This window comes from Sphingorhabdus sp. SMR4y (assembly GCF_002218195.1).
In the GTDB taxonomy this organism is placed as follows: domain Bacteria; phylum Pseudomonadota; class Alphaproteobacteria; order Sphingomonadales; family Sphingomonadaceae; genus Parasphingorhabdus.
In genome coordinates, this window is sequence record NZ_CP022336.1 from 34,888 (window position 1) to 52,703 (window position 17,816).

At 60.2% G+C, this 17,816-nt stretch carries 17 protein-coding genes; 9 read left to right on the forward strand and 8 right to left on the reverse strand.

Features of this window, described 5'->3' with window-relative positions:
• Nucleotide 1: 1 nt before the first annotated feature.
• The 7 genes from SPHFLASMR4Y_RS00085 to SPHFLASMR4Y_RS00110 form a co-directional block, all read right to left on the reverse strand.
• Nucleotides 2–3,121: a CHAT domain-containing tetratricopeptide repeat protein gene (locus SPHFLASMR4Y_RS00085; RefSeq protein ID WP_260807019.1), complete on the reverse strand. Its 3,120-nt coding sequence runs from the start codon at nucleotides 3,119–3,121 to the stop codon at nucleotides 2–4.
• A gap of 215 nt (nucleotides 3,122–3,336) precedes the next feature.
• Complete coding sequence (locus SPHFLASMR4Y_RS00090) at nucleotides 3,337–4,008, reverse strand: nitroreductase (RefSeq protein ID WP_089131736.1); 672 nt, start codon at nucleotides 4,006–4,008, stop codon at nucleotides 3,337–3,339.
• Nucleotides 4,009–4,012: 4 nt separating this feature from the next.
• Nucleotides 4,013–5,836 carry a cobaltochelatase subunit CobT gene (cobT, locus tag SPHFLASMR4Y_RS00095; protein WP_089131737.1) on the reverse strand — a complete coding sequence of 608 codons (1,824 nt, stop codon included), beginning with the start codon at nucleotides 5,834–5,836 and terminating at the stop codon, nucleotides 4,013–4,015.
• An 81-nt stretch (nucleotides 5,837–5,917) separates the two neighbouring features.
• A complete protein-coding gene (locus SPHFLASMR4Y_RS00100; RefSeq protein ID WP_089131738.1) occupies nucleotides 5,918–8,035 on the reverse strand; it encodes a transglycosylase domain-containing protein in 2,118 nt (705 codons plus the stop codon).
• 76 nt (nucleotides 8,036–8,111) lie between these two features.
• Complete coding sequence (locus SPHFLASMR4Y_RS16970; RefSeq protein ID WP_186265993.1) at nucleotides 8,112–8,270, reverse strand: hypothetical protein; 159 nt, start codon at nucleotides 8,268–8,270, stop codon at nucleotides 8,112–8,114.
• A 61-nt stretch (nucleotides 8,271–8,331) separates the two neighbouring features.
• Nucleotides 8,332–9,321, reverse strand: a complete 990-nt coding sequence (cobS, locus tag SPHFLASMR4Y_RS00105) for a cobaltochelatase subunit CobS (RefSeq protein ID WP_089134581.1) — start codon at nucleotides 9,319–9,321, stop codon at nucleotides 8,332–8,334.
• A gap of 54 nt (nucleotides 9,322–9,375) precedes the next feature.
• On the reverse strand, nucleotides 9,376–9,984 hold the full coding sequence (locus tag SPHFLASMR4Y_RS00110) for a J domain-containing protein (RefSeq protein WP_260807020.1): 609 nt from the start codon (nucleotides 9,982–9,984) through the stop codon (nucleotides 9,376–9,378).
• Nucleotides 9,985–10,099: 115 nt separating this feature from the next.
• On the opposite strand from SPHFLASMR4Y_RS00110, the gene SPHFLASMR4Y_RS00115 reads away from it, so the two are divergent.
• From SPHFLASMR4Y_RS00115 to SPHFLASMR4Y_RS00125, 3 genes are all read left to right on the forward strand, one after another.
• Complete coding sequence (locus tag SPHFLASMR4Y_RS00115) at nucleotides 10,100–10,375, forward strand: BolA family protein (protein ID WP_089131740.1); 276 nt, start codon at nucleotides 10,100–10,102, stop codon at nucleotides 10,373–10,375.
• Between the two features lie 62 nt (nucleotides 10,376–10,437).
• Entirely contained in the window at nucleotides 10,438–10,803 is a 366-nt protein-coding gene (locus SPHFLASMR4Y_RS00120) for a cupin domain-containing protein (RefSeq protein WP_222102941.1), read from the forward strand.
• Complete coding sequence (locus SPHFLASMR4Y_RS00125; protein ID WP_089131741.1) at nucleotides 10,800–11,693, forward strand: pirin family protein; 894 nt, start codon at nucleotides 10,800–10,802, stop codon at nucleotides 11,691–11,693. Before SPHFLASMR4Y_RS00120 ends, SPHFLASMR4Y_RS00125 begins: the two co-directional genes overlap by 4 nt.
• An 85-nt stretch (nucleotides 11,694–11,778) precedes the next feature.
• On the opposite strand, the gene SPHFLASMR4Y_RS00130 is transcribed toward SPHFLASMR4Y_RS00125, so the two are convergent.
• The gene (locus SPHFLASMR4Y_RS00130) at nucleotides 11,779–12,834 is read right to left on the reverse strand and encodes a DUF2332 domain-containing protein (protein ID WP_260807021.1); all 1,056 of its coding nucleotides are present in this window, start codon (nucleotides 12,832–12,834) and stop codon (nucleotides 11,779–11,781) included.
• Between the two features lie 45 nt (nucleotides 12,835–12,879).
• On the opposite strand from SPHFLASMR4Y_RS00130, the gene hisG reads away from it, so the two are divergent.
• From hisG to thiL, 6 genes are read left to right on the forward strand one after another with little or no spacing between them, the layout of a single operon-like run.
• Entirely contained in the window at nucleotides 12,880–13,530 is a 651-nt protein-coding gene (hisG, locus tag SPHFLASMR4Y_RS00135) for an ATP phosphoribosyltransferase (RefSeq protein ID WP_089131743.1), read from the forward strand.
• A complete protein-coding gene (gene hisD / locus SPHFLASMR4Y_RS00140; protein ID WP_089131744.1) occupies nucleotides 13,530–14,825 on the forward strand; it encodes a histidinol dehydrogenase in 1,296 nt (431 codons plus the stop codon). Before hisG ends, hisD begins: the two co-directional genes overlap by 1 nt.
• Before the next feature lie 22 nt (nucleotides 14,826–14,847).
• Complete coding sequence (locus SPHFLASMR4Y_RS00145) at nucleotides 14,848–15,372, forward strand: DUF1993 family protein (protein WP_089131745.1); 525 nt, start codon at nucleotides 14,848–14,850, stop codon at nucleotides 15,370–15,372.
• Nucleotides 15,369–15,815 (forward strand): transcription antitermination factor NusB, encoded by a 447-nt coding sequence (nusB, locus tag SPHFLASMR4Y_RS00150; RefSeq protein ID WP_089131746.1) that lies wholly within the window; start codon nucleotides 15,369–15,371, stop codon nucleotides 15,813–15,815. Before SPHFLASMR4Y_RS00145 ends, nusB begins: the two co-directional genes overlap by 4 nt.
• Before the next feature lie 30 nt (nucleotides 15,816–15,845).
• Nucleotides 15,846–16,769, forward strand: coding sequence for an alpha/beta hydrolase (locus SPHFLASMR4Y_RS00155; RefSeq protein ID WP_089131747.1), 924 nt, complete (start codon nucleotides 15,846–15,848; stop codon nucleotides 16,767–16,769).
• Nucleotides 16,766–17,701: a thiamine-phosphate kinase gene (gene thiL, locus SPHFLASMR4Y_RS00160; RefSeq protein ID WP_089131748.1), complete on the forward strand. Its 936-nt coding sequence runs from the start codon at nucleotides 16,766–16,768 to the stop codon at nucleotides 17,699–17,701. The genes SPHFLASMR4Y_RS00155 and thiL overlap by 4 nt, the downstream gene beginning before the upstream one ends.
• The last annotated feature ends 115 nt before the right edge of the window (nucleotides 17,702–17,816 follow it).

Genomic DNA, 17,816 nt, shown 5'->3' on the forward strand with positions numbered 1-17,816 from the left:
TTTATTTGAGCGCCGTTTTTACTGTAACCGGAGCCACCTCAATGTTGGCAGAGAGATTTTTGCCGCCGGGCAGGAACGGGCGGGCTCCATCGCCGATCAGGGCAAAGCCGGCCCAGTAAAAGGGGTGCGATGTGACAGGATCGTTCATCAGTTCCTGCTGGGACAGCCGGAGTGCTTCAGTGATCGAGCGGCCGCGTCCGTCGCTGAACAATCCGTTTACCAGCCGTTCCGTCGCCTGGAAATCGTCCGGGGCAGGCCAGTGGCTGGCGAGAACCGAGCGGCCACCGGCGCCGATGAAGGACCGGACGAGACCGTCCAGGGCGGTGCCGCCACCGCTGCTTATGCCGGCTTCGCGGGTTGCCTGGATGCTGGCTTTGCCCGCCGTATCGCAAGCCGAGAGGATGATGACATCCGCGTCCAGTTTCAGATCGAAAATTTCGTCAAAGGCCAGCAAGCCATCCGATTCCCCTTCACCAAAAGACGTCAGCAGCGCGGGTTTTGCCGGGCAGGACGGGCTGGGCGGGGTGACAAGGCCATGGGTGGCAAAATGCAGGATGCGATAATCGCTGATATTCTCGTTCGACAGGATGGCACTGTCGGTAAAGGCGGCGCCGGTCAGCAGTTCGGAATTTTCCGCGCCGATCAGCAACTGGGCCTTATGCAATTCGCTGTCGGAAATCGGGCTGTTCCACTGGCCGAGCGGCCATTGGCACCGGGCATTGCCATTCGGTATTGCGCCGCGTACGGCCGCCACCTTTGTGCTGGCCAGCACCGGTTCGTTTTGTCCCATGCCCAGATATTGACGCGATGCATCGGATTGCGGCGCCTTGCGCGCATCGGCGAAGGCGCGGGCGGACACGGCGGTGCTGATGTCGAGATCCCGACCAAGCCATTTCACGCCGGAGAAATCAAAGGGATCGCCGTCAATGGCTTCGGTTCTGGCAAGATATGTCACGACGGATGCATTGTCGGCGACCAGCAGGTTGATCGGCAGACGCAGCATGGCACCATCGGGTTCAAAGATCAGATGCTGCTGTGCGGCCAGCCGGTCCGATACCGGTCCGAAGAGATCGACAAACAAGCCGCGCGCCGTCTCGATGTCGAACGGATAGGTAACATATTGGCCATTTTCCAATACGGAAATGGAATCGCGAATGGTGTCGACCTTTGCGTCGAGCGCCGCTTCGTCGAGCGGCACCCGGTAGATTTTCGCGGCTGACTGATCGGTGTAGAACATGAAAATATCGCCGCCGATTACCGACATGCGCATATAGGCCTCGGTGGGCTGCATGGTGGTGCGCAGATCGTCGAGACTGAGAAAACGGTCGGATATGGCCCGATATTGGGGAAATTCCGAAAGCCGGACCTGCGTCAGCTGCTGGGCCCGTTCCAGTGCTTCAATCTCGCTGGCAAGGCTGGCTCGCTGCGCGCGGACTTGCGCCGTTGGCTCGACCCTGCCCAGTGCCGAGAAGCGGATGCGCAATTTCTCGATACTGCGCGTCAGATTGGTTGATTGCCTGAACAGCCGGGCCGCTGCATCGGTCCCTCCGCTCAGCTCACGTGACAACACCGCCTGGGTCTCGGCGACACCGGGACGGACCAATATTTGCGAGGCCTTGAAAAACTGCCCGGCCTCGGAATCATTTTCCGCCAGCAATGCGAAATAGGGGGCAAGCTGGTTGGCCATGCCGGTAATCGCTCTTTGCTTGCCGAGGGAGCTGTCGACGACTTCCTCGTATAGGCTGCGGGCTTCGGTTTCCGAACCATTGCGCAGCAGAAAGGCCGCAAGCCGAGCCTTGGCGGCATTGACCGCCCGGGTTTCGGGATATTGCATGCTCAGCAGATCAAGGCCGTCGCGCAGATAGTCCTGCGCCTCGCCGATATTGCCATCCGCTTCCGAAAGCAGGGACAATTCGGCCAGCGTCTGGGCTCTCAGGCGCGTGATCGACGTCACCCGGCCGTCGCGCACGGCGATGGCGCGATTATACGCCGAAAGAAAGGAATTCCGGGCCGCCTCGGAATCGCCGTTCAGCCGCTGCGCAGTGCCCAGAAGCTGCAAGGCCTGCGCATCGATGATCTCGGCGCGTTCTTGCGGGCTCAGCTTGGTCTCGTCGACAAAACCAAGCAGGCTGCGGGTCTGCGCGCTGCCGTTGATGCGGGAAGAAATCGGAGCGGTAATCTCGAGCCGCTCGGCCAGCGCGGCCTGTCCAGCAATCGTATTTTCCAGCGGGGCCTTGATCCGCGTAATCGCCGCGTCATAGCGGCCCTGATTGAGCAGATCGATGGTTTCGAAATTGCGTTGCAGCCGTTCGGTTATCGGATCGTCATCGTTGATTTCACCGGCCTGCTCGAACAGCTCCCGTGCTTCGCCAAATTCTCCGAGATTGGATTTCTGCAGCGCCCGGTTGATCAGATATTCGCGGGGATTGATGTCCTCCCCCTCCATACCGGATGTCCGCTGCTGCAAAGTTTCGAAAAATGCTGCGGCTTCCGCATAGTCGCCGCTGAGATTTCTGCGATAGCCTTCGGCCAGTGCCTGATAGGGCTTGAGCGTAGCAGCCTGTACCCGGGCAAAGGCAAACGGATCATCGATCGATGTCGAGGCGACGTCAATTTTGCCCTCGGCGATGCTGTCTTGCAAGATCGACTTGAGCGCGAGTAACGTCGCGCTGTCATAGGCGGCCAGACCCTCGGCGACATAGGTCGTGCCATTTTTCTGTCCGAGAATTTGCGAATAGGCGACCGGTTCTCCGGTCAGACGGCATTCCCGATGCCGAAAGCCGCCGATCACCGCTTGTGACTGGCCTTCGGCACAGATCACCGGCTCGCTGCGATTGGGCGCTATCCGGGCGACCATGTCCTGTTCCGTCGAGCGCGACGAATAGACGAAACCGACCGGTCTGGCCGAATCGCGGCAAACCACAGCCCAGCTGCGGTCGAACATGTCGGCCTTGGCTTTGCTTTCGATGCTGCGATCCTGAACCTGGCACAAGATGCCTTCGCTGCTTCCGATAGGGAAGCTGTCGCGTAATGAAATCGGCGTATTTTGCGCAAGCGCGGCCATTGGACTTGTCAGCAAGCCCATTGCCAATGTTATTGTGCCGATACTCGTCCGGTACACGATATTCTCCCCACAATTTTTGTGCACTGCCAAGCCCCCTCAGACTTCGGCAATGTCAATCGCGACCCAGAATATTCTTATAACTACACTAGTTAGCTAACAAAACCGAGTCTCGAATAGGAGAATATCGACTCCCGCCCTGAATTAAGTGACTCTTGTCACATGGCGGGACATTTCGGGCCCCGACATCCGCAGAAAAGCAGAGCCGACAATGGTTAAAAACCGCGAAACTCTATGGCATCGCCGATCGGGATGCGGGGAACATCGAAATTGTTGATCGCGGCATCCGGATCGCGATAGCCGATGGCCATGCCGCAAAAGAAGATGTGGTCATCATCGATGCCGAGCAATTCGCGCATATAAGTGCCGTACATTGCCCAGATTTCCTGCGCGCAACTGTCGAGTCCCTCTTCGCGCAACAGCAGCATTACGGTCTGCAGCCACATGCCCATGTCCGACCATTGCGGCGGCCCCATATATTTTCTGGTATAGGTGAACAATTGCACCGGCGCGCCGAAGCTGTCCCAGTTTTTCGCCATTTGCGCGACGCGCCCGACAGAATCTCCGCGCTCCAGACCGATGCTCTCGAACATGTCCCGGCCCACCGCGCGCCGCTGCTCCTCATAGCGGCCGTCGAGATCCTTGGGGTAGATCGCATATTCCATGCCTTCGCCCATCGGCGCGGCCTTGGCCTTTTCCTTGATCTTCGCGGTAATGTCCCTGAGCGCATCGCCGCCAACGACAATCGCGCTCCACGGCTGGGTATTGCCACCGGAGGGAGCGCGTTGCGCCGTTTCCAGAACCCGTTCGAGTGTCGCCTGATCGACCGGCCTGTCGAGAAACTGCCGGACGGATCGGCGGGAAGTGACGGCTTCGGTTACGTTCATGCGATCAATCCTCGTCAAATAGTCCGGCGAGCTGCTCGACCATGGTTCCGCCCAGTTGCTCGGCGTCCATGATCGTCACGGCCTTTTTATAGTAACGCGTCACGTCATGGCCGATGCCGATGGCGACCAGCTGCACCGGCGAGCGGCTTTCTATCCATTCGATGACCTTGCGCAGATGGTTTTCCAGATAGGCGCCATGGTTGACCGACAGGGTGCTGTCGTCGACCGGTGCACCATCGGAAATCACCATCAATATGCGGCGTTCTTCGGGGCGCGCGATCAAGCGGCTGTGGGCCCAGAGCAGGGCCTCACCGTCGATATTTTCCTTGAGCAGGCCTTCGCGCATCATCAGGCCGAGATTTTTCTTGGCGTGGCGCCAGGGCTCGTCTGCTTTCTTGTACACGATATGGCGCAGGTCGTTGAGTCGCCCAGGATTGGACGGACGATTCGCGGCCAGCCAGTCCTCGCGGGTCTGGCCGCCTTTCCATGCGCGGGTGGTAAAGCCGAGAATTTCGGTCTTCACGCCGCAACGCTCCAGCGTGCGCGCCATGATATCGGCAGAGATGGCGGCAATCGAAATCGGCCGGCCGCGCATCGAGCCGCTGTTGTCGATCAACAGGGTCACGACCGTGTCGCGGAAATCGGTTTCGCGCTCGATCTTGTAGGACAGGCTGTGCGAGGGATTGCTGACCACGCGGGCGAGGCGGGCGGCGTCGAGCATGCCTTCTTCCTGATCGAAATCCCAGCTGCGGTTCTGCTGCGCCATCAGGCGGCGTTGCAGGCGGTTGGCGAGCTTGGTCACCGCGCCCTGCAAATTGGTTAGCTGCTGGTCGAGGAAAGCGCGCAGGCGCGTCAGTTCTTCCTCGTCGCAAAGCTCGGTGGCGCTGACGACCTCGTCATATTTTTCGGTCCATGGCGCATAGTTGAAACCGGGAGGCAAGTCGGACATCGGCCGGTTGGGACGGACCGGCATCATGCCGTCGTCGCCGGCATCTCCCATTTCCTCTTCGGCGCCTTCTTCCAGCTCCTCGGCATTCTGGTCGCTTTCGCCGTCCTGGCTGTCATCATCCGAGGGTTCCGAGCGCATTTCGGACTCGCCCTGATCGCCGGTCGCTTCCTCGTCGGCGCCATCATCCTGGCTGTCGTCGCTGTCTTCGTCATTATCCTCGTCGTCGCTGTCGTCCGCTTCGGATTCCTCGTCGCTTTTGATCAGGTCGAGATGTTGCAGCAATTGGGTCGACAATTTGGCGAAACTGCTTTGGTCGTCGAGCGTCAGGTTGAGGCCATCAAGGTCGGCGCCGGCGCTTTCCTCTATCCACTCGCGCAGCATGTCGAGGCCTTTGACGGTGCCCTGCGGTGGTGCCTGTCCGGTCAGCTTTTCCCGCGCGAGCAAGGCCAGCGCGGTGGAAATCGGGACCTCGTCGCGATTCTGCGCCCGGGCAATCGGATCGGAGCGCATGCGCATTTCCAGCGCCGCGTTCAGATTGTCCTTGGCCCCCGACATGTTGCGGGAACCCAGCGCATCGGTGCGGACCTGTTCGAGCGCATCGAAACAGGCGCGGGCCAAGGCTTCCTGCGGCGCATTCTTGCGGTGCGTCGCTTCGTCATGATGCCGCAATTTCAGCGAGAAACTGTCGGCAAAGCCGCGCGCTTCGGCGACCTGCGCCGCTGGCAGATCGCGGGCCGGCATCGGCACTTTGAGATGTTCGCCCGATTGCGACGGGGCTTCGGCGGTGTAGGCCAGTTCCAGATCGGGTTCGCGGGCGATCGCGCGCGCGGCGCCGCCCAGCACGTCTTTCAGATCATCAAGTTTGGAACGGTCAGCCATAGAAGCGTTCAGCTTTAAGCGGAAAGGGGAGGGGAATCAAAGGCCTAATTTCCTGCTTTTTTGTTAGGCGGGACGAGCGGCCTAGCGTTCACCCTCCGCGGGATTTTCCTGGCGCCGCCGTTCGACCGCCACGCCATCGCCATTGATCCGTAAATCGACCGGTATCCCGCCTATTTCCGTACCGACCCGAACTCCGCTATCGCTGTTTATCCGGAGCTCGGTATCGCCGATCTCGACCGGTATTTCCGGGATTTCCGGCAGGTCGAGCGGGATAACCGGGCCCTCGGGATCCGGCTTGTCCTGCGGTTTCGCGCGGCTGGCCGGCTTCCGGGACTGAACCGCCTGCTGCATGAAGTCCTTCCAGATACGGGCGGGCAGGCTGCCGCCGCTGACTCCTTGCAGCGGTGTATTGTCGTCATTGCCGATCCACACGCCGACCACCAGCCGGTCATCACCGTCCCCGGCATAGCCGACGAACAGGGCGTCGCGATTATTCTGGCTGGTGCCGGTCTTGCCATAATTGGGGATGTTCAGCATCGCGCGCCGTCCGGTGCCGTCATTGACCGCCGCCCGAAGCAATTTTTCCATATCCGCATGGATGCCGGCATTATAGCGTCCGGGCCAGTCGAACAGCCACTCGGTCCAGCTCTGCTCTTCCTTCTTGAAGGCATAGGGGACGACCGGCCAGCGATTGCCGGCGACCCCCGCATAAGCCGCAGTCAGCTCCAGCAGGTTCATCGTCGATGTGCCGAGCGCCAGGCTGGGATCATCCTCGGCCAGCGGCGACTTGACGCCCAGATTGCGGGCCTCGCGAATGACCGCCTTGTCACCGATCTGGCCGAAAAGCCGCACGGCTGCGACATTGCTCGAACGGGCGAAGGCGTCCTGCAGGCTTATTTCGCCGCGATATTTCTCACCGGAATTTTTCGGCAGATAACCGCCCTTGGTGATCGGGCTGTCGTCGACCTTGTCATTCGGACCCATGCCGGAACGCAGCGCCGCCAGCCAGACGAACAGCTTGAAGGTCGAGCCCGGCTGCCGCTGCGCCTGGGTGACGCGGTTGAAAGCGGATTTTGCATAATCCTTGCCGCCGATCATGGCGACGACTTCTCCGTCGGGCCGCATTGCCACCAGCGCGACCTGCGCCTGCCCCAAGGGTGCGCGAGCGACGGCGCGGCGGGCGATCTCCTGCATCCGGGAATCGAGCGTGGTGGTCAGCGCCAGCCGTTCGTAACTCAGATCGGTGAGGGCGCGGGCCTGCGGCATGGCCCAGTCCGCAAAATAGGTGCCGGTGGGCAGGCTGTTCTTGGCGCGGACATCGAGTCTGGCGATGCCGACCCGATCGGCCTGCTGCCGGGAGAGATAGCCGGCGCTGACCATCGCGGATTTGACCAGTCTGGCCCGCTTGGCGGCCAGATCGGGGTTGCGCGTCGGGGCGAGACGCGAGGGCGCCTGCACCAGACCGGCGAGCATGATCGCCTGTTCCAGCTTGAGATTTTCCGGCTGGCGATAATAATAATGGAGCGACGCGGCGCGCAATCCGTAGACATTGTCGCCGAAATACACGTTGGATAAATAACGCTCGAGTATCTCGTCCTTGGTCAGCCAGGCTTCCAGCCAAAAGGCGATCAGCATTTCCCGCGCCTTGCGGGTCAGGCTGCGTTCGGGGGTCAGGAAGGTGGTTTTGGCGAGCTGCTGGGTGATCGTGCTGCCACCCTGGGTCATGCCGCTGCCGGAGATATTGCTCCACAGTGCGCGGCCCAGGCCTCGCGGATCGACGCCCCAGTGCGAATAGAAGCGCCGGTCCTCGATCGCCAGGAAGGCCTCTATCAGATGGTCGGGCAATTTTGCGACCTCCACCGGATCGTCGACGACCGCTCCGTTACGGGCAAACGGCTGTCCGTCCGACGTCAGCAGCGTGATTTGCGGCGGCGCGATCGGTTGCAGCGATTTGGACAGGGGCGCGGTGATCGCGAGATAGGCGATCAGCAGGATGAACAGCAGCAGCCCGGCAGCAAGGGCGCGGCTGAACCACCACCATTTGCCGCGCGGCTTCTTGAGCGGCGCAACCGGTTCCTCAATGCGCGGCGGGATGGCGTCGCCATAGGGTTCGTAGAAACTGGTTTCAGCAGTCTTTCTCCGGACAAACGGCCAGTACCAGCGCCTGCGTCCGGGATCAGAAGAGGTAAGATCGTGCATCAATTTGCTGTATTACAGAAACAATACGCCATAAGCGAGCGGAAATAGTCGAACGGCGATTGCCCGCCGATGAACATCAGTCTTTCGATTTTTCCTGTTCCAGTTCGGCTTCGACCCAGTCGGGAAATTTCCCAGTTCGGTCAAACTCCGCCAAAGCCGCGAGAACCCTGCGGTCCTTTCGCATTACTTTGCGAGCTGCTTCGATTTGATATTCGAATTCTTCAGATCGGTTCATGGGCTTCCTTGCCCGTGATTATACCGCGTTTATCGAACCCGTAAAGCGGGAGTCGATAGACTTACCCGCCCATCACGCTTTCGGGCAGATCTTCGCCGAAAACCCGCTGATAATATTCCGCCACCAGCATCCGTTCCGCCTCGTCGCATTTGTTGAGGAAGGAGAGGCGGAAGGCGAAGCCGATATTTTTGAAGATCGCGGCATTTTGCGCCCAGCTGATCACGGTGCGCGGGCTCATGACGGTGGAAATATCGCCATTGATAAAGCCCTGACGCGTCAAATCCGCGACCTTGATCATATTCTGGACCGTCTCGTCGCCCGCGTCGGGGACTTTCGACAGGATCACCTTGGATTCGGTCTCGGCCGGCAGATAGTTCAATGTCACCACGATATTCCAGCGGTCCATCTGGCCCTGGTTGATCTGCTGCGTGCCGTGATAGAGGCCGCTGGTGTCGCCGAGGCCGACCGTGTTGGCGGTGGCGAACAGGCGGAAATGCGGATCGGGCCGGATCACCCGGTTCTGGTCGAGCAGTGTCAGCTTGCCCTCGGCTTCCAGGATGCGCTGGATCACGAACATCACGTCGGGGCGACCGGCGTCATATTCGTCGAACACCAGTGCGGTTGGCGTCTGCAATGCCCATGGCAGCAGGCCTTCGCGGAATTCGGTGACCTGCTGGCCGTCTTTCAGGACGATGGCGTCGCGCCCGACCAGATCGATCCGGCTGATATGCGCGTCGAGGTTGATCCGGATACAGGGCCAGTTGAGCCGCGCGGCGACCTGCTCGATATGGGTCGATTTCCCGGTGCCGTGATAGCCCTGCACCATCACCCGCCGGTTGAAGGCGAAGCCGGCGAGGATCGCGATCGTGGTTTCGGGATCGAACACATAGGACGGATCGAGATCGGGGACCCGCTCGTCCTTCAGGCTGAACGCCGGAACCTGCATATCCACGTCGACACCGAAAACTTCGCGCGCATCGACGGTGATGTCGGGCGCGGCCAATATGGTTTCGTCGCTGGCGTCAGGGGTGATATCGGGTATGTCGGTCATCATAGTCCTTCGAAAAATCTCTGCCGCCCTAGGAAATGCAAAAAGGGCGAGCCACTATCTAAAATCCGGTGATTCCTTAAGCTGCGTATAGGCCTCGATCACTTTTGCCAACTGTTTCTCGTGGCTGCGGTCGCCGCCGTTGCGATCGGGATGATATTTGCGCACCAGCGCCGAATAGGCGCGGCGGATATCGCTGCGGACGATGGTTTTTGCGTCACTGTCGCCAAGCCCTAGCGTCCTGAGCGCATTCTGGTCGGCTTTCGATATCGAACGTCCATGCGTATTGGCCGCTGTCTTGAGACTGGCAAAGCGCGCGCCGATCGCGTCCAGCGGATCGGTGAAATCGGCCCAGGCCGGCTGCGCGCCGGCGCCGCCGTCATAGATTCGCCGCGATGAGTCCCATCCTCTGACCGGATGCTGGGCCTCGAAAATCTCTTCGGAGTCCATGCCGGCAAAATAGTCATAACCCTGGTTGAACTCGCGCACATGGTCGAGGCAGAGCCAGCGATATTCGCCGGGTCCGTCGTAGCTGCGGCCACGGCTATAGATGGGTGGCGCGCGAAATTCGCCGGATTCCGCGCAGCCTTCGATCGCGCAGGGCTGGCCTTCGTTCTCCACGCGTCCGTGAAAGCGGTTGGCCTTTCTCTTGGGGGAAACAGTCAATCTTGCTCCATTGGTCCCGTGCTGTTCGCAGGACGGTCTGAAAGCCGGAAACGCGCTTCGACAAGTGCGGTGCAAACGGCTAATATGGTGAGTGAAAACGCAATATGGAGATTCGATGCCCAAAGGTCCAGTCCACAGCGAGATTGAAAAAAGGCTCACCGCCGAACTCGCGCCGGTATCGCTTGTCGTGACCAATGACAGCGCCAGTCATCATGGCCATGCCGGCGATGACGGCAGCGGCGAATCGCATTTTACCGTCGATATCGAATGCGCGGCCTTTGCCGGTCTGTCCCGGCTCAACCGCCAGCGCATGGTGAACAAGGCGCTGGGCGACCTGATGCGCGACAAGGTCCACGCGATGGCGATCAAGGCGCGGGCGCCGGGCGAATAAACATTCCCTTTTCCTGCAAGGGAAAAGGGACAAGCATTACAATGGTTTGCGAAAGGTCGAATATGATCCGCAAAGTCAATCTGGCCGAAGCTTTCGCCAGCTTCTCCGATCACTGGTCGCCAAAAGTCGCGGGTGATATCAATGATGCGCAGCTGAAGCTCGCCAAGTTTGACGGCAAGTTTGACTGGCATCATCACGAACAGGAAGACGAGCTTTTCCTGGTGGTGAAAGGCATGATGCGCATGGGGTTGCGCAGTGGCGATATCGATGTCGGGGAAGGGGAGCTCATCATCGTCCCGAAAGGCGTCGAGCATTGCCCGGAAGCGTTGGGTGGAGAATGCCATGTACTGCTGCTGGAACCGAAATCCATCCTGAACACAGGCAATGTGATTAGTGAGAAAACCGTCAGAGAACTGGATGTCATATGACCATTATCGCGCAAACCATCACCCCTACCACACATGATCTTGGCGAGTTCCAGGTTCGCCGTGTGCTGCCGTCGCGGCATCGGCGGATGGTGGGGCCGTTTATCTTTGTCGACGAATTCGGCCCGGCGACGCTGCCGGAAGGGCCGGGTATGGGCGTGCGCCCGCACCCGCATATCAATCTCGCAACGGTAACCTATTTGTTCGAGGGCGCGATCGACCATCGCGACAGTCTGGGCACCTATCAGACGATCCGGCCGGGCGCGGTCAACCTGATGACCGCGGGCAGCGGGATCGTCCATTCCGAGCGGTCTCCGGCGGATATGCGGGACAAGCCCAAGCGGATGTTCGGGATGCAGACCTGGCTGGCTTTGCCCGATGGCAAGGAAGAGATCGATCCGGCGTTCGAGAATGTCGGGCAGGGCGATTTGCCGTTGATCGAGGATGGTGGGGCACAGGCGCGGGTCATCATGGGGAGCCTCTGGGGACAGACGGCTCCGACCACTTGTCACGCAGAGACTATTTACGCTGATATATTACTGTCTACCGGCGGCGCGATCCCGATTGATGCAGAGGCCGACGAACGGGCGGTGATGCTGGTCGATGGCGATGGCGCGCTGGATGGCGTGCCGCTGGAGCGATATATGCTTTATGTGATCGCGCCGGGAGCGAAGGTCTCGCTTTCGTCGCTGTCGGGCGGGCGGGCGATGCTGCTCGGCGGCGAGGCTTTTGCCAGCGAGCGCCATGTCTGGTGGAATTTCGTCTCGTCGAGCAAGGAACGGATCGAGCAGGCCAAGGCCGACTGGTTTGCGGGGCGCTTTCCGCTGGTGCCGGGTGATTCTGACGAATATATTCCGCTGCCCGAGGGTAAGCCGAATACGGTTACGGATTAGCGATGTGCTCCGCACTTGATGCGGAGCTCTGGAGGTTTGCGCTGTCGACGCGATAGCTCCGCATCAAGTGCGGAGCACATAGCCCCTACCCATCGAACCACTCCACCCACGCGCCGTGGGCATGGGCGCGGCCGAGCAAAGCCGGTTGCTCGCCGCCCGGCCAGTAGCGGATGATCAGTTCGTGGCTGAAGGTCTTGCGGTTGGTCTCTAGGGATATCCATGCCAGCGGCCTGTCTGCTGTTGCCGCCTTGCCCGCCGTCTCCATCGCTCTGGAAATCCGGTCCTTGGTCGCTTGTGGCAGATATTGCCAGACGATCGAATGCATCAGCACCCGGGTCACGCCGCTTTCCTGCGGCAATATCAACTGCTCCTCGACCCAGTCGGCACCGTCGGCCTTGGCCACTTTGGGCGGGTCCTGCTTGGCCAAGGCAATCGAGGCTTCCATGCGCTCGAAGCGGGCGGGCATTTCCGGCCAGATATAGCCCTTGAGCCGCGCGGCGGTCTCGTCATCGGTCAGGTCAATCGGATTCTGGTCGCAGCCGCGGGCGCTGACGATCTCGACCGCGGCCTGTGGGGGAGGCGGACCGCGCCATTCCGGCTTTATCCGCATCGGCGAGTCTTCGGGGCCAGCCTGGACCCCGTTCAGGTCATAATGATAGCGGCCCATCATCGTGTTGACGCCGGCGCTGGCGCCGAGTTCGAGCAGTTCGAATCGCGGGCCGACACGTTTCGACAGCCAGAGCAGGCCGGCCATGAAACTCGCTGACCGTCCGGATTCATTGGTCTGGGGCGGGCTGTCAAACCAAGGCAGCAATTGCGCATCATGGTCGGCAACGACATCTCCGACGAGACGATCAATCGCGTTCTGGTCGGTCACTCGGCCTTCATATATATCGGCGAGGCGCGGTTCCTTGCCGCTGAGATAGAGATGGTGCAGGCCGCCGGTAAGGCGCAGCGGCATCGCGTCTTCCAGCGGTTTTCCCGGCCAGTGGGAGATTTTCTGTCCGCAGGCGGTGGGGCCATGGATCAGGGCCAGCTGGGCGATGATGACGGAGGCCGTGACCGGCGCGTCGTTGCGCCGGCAATGTTCCGCCTGGCCGCGCATTCCTTCGGCGATATCTTCGACATCCAAAATATCCATAACTCGTTGCCCTTTCATCTGCGAAGCCGTAAAGCCGCGGCCATCATGGCCAAACCACTAATCTTTGCAATTCCGAAAGGGAGGATTCTTGACGATGCCTTGCCGCTCCTGGAGCAGGCGGGAATTGTGCCAGAAGACGCCTTTTTTGACAAGTCCAACCGCAGTCTGCAATTCGCGACGAATCTGCCGCATATGTCGATCATTCGCGTACGGGCGTTCGACGTGGCGACCTTCGTTGCTCATGGCGCGGCGCAGATCGGCATCGTCGGGTCCGATGTGATCGAGGAATTCGGCTATAGCGAACTTTACGCGCCGGTCGACCTCGGCATCGGCCGCTGCCGCCTGTCGGTGGCGCAGCCGAAGGATGATGCCGAAGAAGTCGGGAATATTTCGCATCTGCGGGTCGCGACCAAATATCCTAATCTCACCAGCCGCTATTTCGAGAGCAAGGGCATCCAGGCCGAATGCGTGAAGCTGAACGGCGCGATGGAACTGGCTCCCTCGCTGGGCCTGTCGCGGCATATCGTCGATCTGGTTGAATCCGGCAGCACGCTGAAAGCCAATGCTTTGGTTGAGACCGACCGGATTCTGGATATTTCCGGACGGCTGGTGGTGAACCGCGCGGCCTACAAGATGCGCAGCGCCGAGCTGACGCCGCTGGTGCAGAAATTCCGCGAGCTGGCGGGGCAGGTCTGATGGTTCTTCGACTTTCGATTTCTGATCCGGATTTTGATGCTGCCTTTGACGCGCTGGTCAATACCCGGCGCGAGGCGGATGCAGATGTGTCGGCGGATGTCCGGGCGATCATTCAGGATGTCCGGGACAGGGGTGATGCAGCCGTTGCCGATTTGACCAGCAAGTTTGACCAGCATGATCTGGAGCAGACCGGCTGGCGCGTCGACAAGGCGGAAACTGAAGCGGCACTGGAAGGACTGGAAGCATCCTTGCGGGTTGCGCTGGAGCTGGCGGCCTTGAGAATTCGTGATTATCATGACGGACAACTGCCTGAAAACAGGGATTATATGGACGATGCCGGCGTGCGCATCGGCGCGCGCTGGGGCGCGGTCGAGCGGGCGGGCATCTATATTCCCGGTGGCCGGGCCGCCTATCCGTCTTCGGTGCTGATGAATGCTCTTCCCGCCAAGGTTGCAGGGGTCGAGCATATCATCATGGTGACCCCGGCGCCCGGCGGTTATATCAACCCGCTGGTGCTGGCGGCCGCAGAACTGGCCGGAGTGGACGAAATCTGGCGCATTGGCGGCGCACAGGCGGTGGCCGCGCTCGCTTATGGCACGGAAAAAATTGCGCCGGTCGATGTCGTTACCGGTCCCGGAAATGCCTGGGTGGCGGAAGCCAAGCGGCAGGTGTTCGGCGTCGTCGGTATCGATATGGTCGCTGGCCCTTCGGAAATCGTTGTCGTCGCCGATGGCAAGAACGATCCCGACTGGATCGCCGCCGACCTGCTCAGCCAGGCGGAACATGATCCGACCAGCCAGTCCATATTATTCACAGATGATGCGAAGTTTGCCGAGCAAGTTTCTGCAAAAGTGGATGAGCAGTTGAAGGCTCTCGCTACGTCTGCGGCAGCGACGACAAGCTGGAATGACAATGGCGCGATCATAGTCGTTGACCGGCTGGATCAGGCGGTGCCGCTGGTTGACCGGCTGGCCGCCGAGCATCTCGAACTGGCGATTGATGATCCCGATGCCATGTTCCGCAAAATCCGCCACGCCGGATCGGTGTTCCTCGGCCGCCACACACCCGAGGCCGTTGGTGACTATGTTGCCGGCCCGAACCATGTCTTGCCAACAGGCCGCCGGGCGCGTTTTTCGTCCGGCCTGTCGGTAACCGATTTCATGAAACGCACCAGCTTCATCCGCTGTGATGAACAGGCCTTGCGCAATATCGGCCCGGCCGCGGTCGCTCTGGCAGAAGCAGAGGGCTTGCCCGCCCATGCCGCCAGCGTGCAAAAGCGGCTCGACCGGCGCTGACGATCAAGAGAGAGACAATTTCATGACCATTTCCCTATATGATGCCGTGATTCCGAGCCAGCTGCAGATCATTGCCGCGGTCCGCAAGCTGGTCGACAAGGCCAAAGCCCATTGCGAGGACACCGGCACCGCTCCGGAAGAGATTATCGGTGCGCGGCTGATCGAGGATATGCTGCCCTTTTCCTATCAGGTGAAATGCTGCCGCGAACATTCGCTGGGCGCTATTGAAGCCGTGCGGGAAGGCGTGTTTACGCCAAGCCTGGCTCCGCCACCGGAAGACTGGGCGGGCCTTTACGAAAAGCTCGATGAAGCCAAGGCCGGACTGGAAGCGGTCAGCGAAGCGGAGATGGCGGGTTTTGTCGGCAAGCATATGGAATTCCGCTTCAAGGATGTTGTCATGCCGTTCACTGCGGAAAATTTTCTGCTGAGCTTTGCCCAGCCGAATTTCTATTTCCACGCCACGACGGCCTATGACCTGCTGCGCGAGCGCGGCCTCAAGATTGGCAAGATGGACTTTGTCGGCATGCCGCGGATGAAAAGCGCATGACCGCCAAATCCACATCCCGATCCGCCGCCCGGCTGGCCGCCGTGCAGGCGCTGTTCCAGCACCAGATGGAAAAGACGCCGGTGCCCAAGCTGTTGAAGGAATTTCACGATCACCGGCTCGGCCAGGAGATCGAGGATGACCAGTATCATCCGGCCGAACGCGACTTTTTTGACGAACTGGTCATCGGCGTGACTTCGCGGATGGAAGAAATCGACCAGCTGGTGGCGGCGAAACTCGCGTCCGGCTGGACATTGGGCCGGCTCGACAAGACGATGGTCCAGATTCTCCGTTGCGGGACTTTTGAACTGGTCGCACAGGAAGACGTACCGATCGCAACGGTAATTGACGAATATCTCGATGTGGCTCATGCCTTTTTCAACAAAAAGGATGCCGGTTTCGTCAACGGACTGCTCGACAGTATCGCGAAACAGGTCAGGGGCTGACCGATACCCCTGTTGTCATAGGGGAAAATTTTGTCCGACTTTCTAGAACGGCTCGATCCGGAATTTCGCGATATTATCTGCGTCGACGGACCATATATTTCCGAACTGGTAAGGACAGATCTGGCAAGCGCGCGCGCTGCGGTGGCCAGACGGTTCGAGCAGGTGGCTGCGACCGTACCCGAATTTGAAGGTCTGAAAGACGCCTATCACATGCCGGGTCTGGCCGGTGAACCGGAAGTCTCGGTGATCGAATATTGCGGGCGCGATATGCTGTATCCCGATTGTGCGATCATCTGGATGCACGGCGGTGGCTATGTCCTGGGCAGTGCCGAGGACCTTGCGGCGCAGAGCTATTCCGCGCTCGCTCCGGTCATTTCGGTCGATTACCGGATGGCGCCAGAACATCGTGCACCTGCTGCCGCTTGTGACGTTTGCGCGGTGATCGAGCGAGTGGCAGCGAACCGCAAGCCGCGCAAGATCATTCTTGCCGGGCCCAGCGCCGGCGGCGGACTGGCGGCGAGCGCGGCGCTGATGAACCGTGACCGGGGCGGCCCCGACATTGCCTTCCAGTTGCTAATCTACCCGATGCTTGATGACCGGCACGCCATGCCATCGGGTCAGATGGATATACCGCCCTCGACATGGACCCGCGAGACTTCGCTGCATGCCTGGTCGCTATATGCCGAGGAAGAAGGCGCCAGCCAATATGCCGCAGCCGCACGGGCAACGGATCTCACCGGCTTGCCACCCGCCTACATCATGTGCGGCGACCTCGATCTGTTTCTCGATGAAGATATTGCCTTTGCAAATCGTCTTCGTTCATCCGGTGTTCCGGTTGAGCTTGCTATCTACCCTGGCGCGCCGCACGGATTCAATGGATTTGCCCCTCAGGCAGCGGTCAGCAAGCGCGCCAACGCTTCCATCAGAATGGCACTGGAGCACGCCCTGTCTTGAACGAATTGGCTTTTATTGACCGGCTGAAAGCGATCACCACCCACCCGGCTGCCCGCGGGCTGGCCGATGATGTTGCGATGATGCCGTTTGGCCGGCACAAGCTGGTGATGACCCATGACATGATGGTCGAAGGCGTGCATTTCCTGCGCGATGCCGATCCCGCCGATGTCGCATGGAAACTGGTTGCGGTGAATCTCTCCGATCTCGCCGCCAAGGGGGCAAAGCCGCTGGGCTTGCTGCTCGGCTATGGCAGGACCGCCGGAGACGCGTGGGACGCAGCCTTTGTTGAAGGACTGAAGCAGGCGATCGACCGCTTTTCCGTTCCGCTGCTCGGCGGTGACACTGTGGCGATGGGCGATGATGGACCCCGGACATTCGGCCTGACGGCGATTGGCGAGGCGAAAGGCCATATCGTGCCTTCCCGCAGCAATGCCATGCCGGGCCATGCCGTGTATGTTACCGGAACCATCGGTGATGCCTGGGCGGGTCTGCAAATCGCGTCGGGGGTCCTGCAGGCAGAAGATATAGACACCAGCGCAACGCTGCTGAAAGCGCACACCCGTCCGATGCCCCGGCTGGAAGAAGGGCGGATATTATCCAATCTGGTCAGCAGCATGATGGATGTTTCTGACGGCTTGCTGCTCGACGCTTCGCGGATTGCTGCAGCCAGCGGCATTCAGATCGAGATCGATCTCGCGGAACTGCCGTTATCCGGACAGTTTCAGGCGTTGGTTGGTGACGACCGGGACGCGCGAATGAAAGCCGCGACCGGGGGAGATGACTATCAATTGTTGCTGACCGCAAGCCCGGAAACCGTGTTGTCTGTGCCGCTGACCTGCGTCGGTATTTGCCGTCCGGGATCGGGCGTAGCCCTGCACAGTCATGGTGAGCGGATAGAATTGCCTGAAAATCTTGGATTTGTGCACGCCTGACCGGACGGACTCTATCAATTTGAATAGGCTCTCAAGCCATTCAATTGAGCCGTTAAATCAGGGCTTGCGCGGTTCGCGTTTCCCGCACTATACCAATCGCGAAAGCGCTCTGATC